At 67.8% G+C, this 799-nt stretch carries 1 protein-coding gene; it reads right to left on the reverse strand.

What is annotated here, in order from left to right:
- Positions 1-634 (reverse strand): IS21 family transposase (istA, locus tag CR165_RS24215; protein WP_109519427.1); only part of this gene is annotated, 634 nt, incomplete at its 3' end.
- Positions 635-799: the final 165 nt, after the last annotated feature.

Genomic DNA, 799 nt, shown 5'->3' on the forward strand with positions numbered 1-799 from the left:
GCTCCCGGCTCGGGCCAATCCGGTCAACGGCGGTGCGCATGTTGTCGTAGATGCCACGCCGCGGCACGCCACCCAGCACGCGGAAGCCGTGGTTGTGGGCGTCGAACAGCATCTCGTGCGTCTGCAGGAGATAGGCTCGCACCAGGAAGGCCCGGCTGTGGCAGAGCTTGAGATGGGCGACCTGCAGCTTGGTGCGTTCGCCGCCGATGACAGCATGCTCCTCGCTCCAGTCGAACTGGAACGCCTCGCCTGGGCCGAAGGCCAGCGGCACGAAGACGCCGCGGCCGGAGGTCTGCTGCTGGCGCTGCCAGTCATCTCGCCAGGCTCGCACAAAGGCAGCGACCCGCCGGTACGAGCCGTCGTAGCCGAGCCCGGCCAGCTCCGCGTGGAACTGCCGCGCGGTACGTTTCTGTTTGCGTGGCCTGCGGGCGTCCGTCCGCAGCCAGGCGGCCAGCCGCTCGGCGAAAGGATCCAGCTTGCTGGGGCGCTCGGGGGCCCTGAACACAGGCTCCACTGCCTCGGACCGCAGGTACTTGCGGATGGTGTTCCGCGACAGGCCGGTCCGGCGGGCGATCGCGCGGATCGACAGGTGCTCCCGGAAATGCCAGCGCCGGATAACGCTCAACAACGCCATGTCCAACACTCCCGCTGCCCCCGCCCAAAAGGCCGAGGCTAGGGTCTGTTAGAGCTTGAATGCTGCTCCCATGTTTTGGGCATGGCGAAGGACAGGAACGAGCAGCTTCTCACGGATGCGGTCTGGGCGGTGTGGGAGCCGCTGATCGAGGCGGTCAGGCCTCGC

This window comes from Teichococcus aestuarii (assembly GCF_003116135.1).
Taxonomy (GTDB): domain Bacteria; phylum Pseudomonadota; class Alphaproteobacteria; order Acetobacterales; family Acetobacteraceae; genus Pseudoroseomonas; species Pseudoroseomonas aestuarii.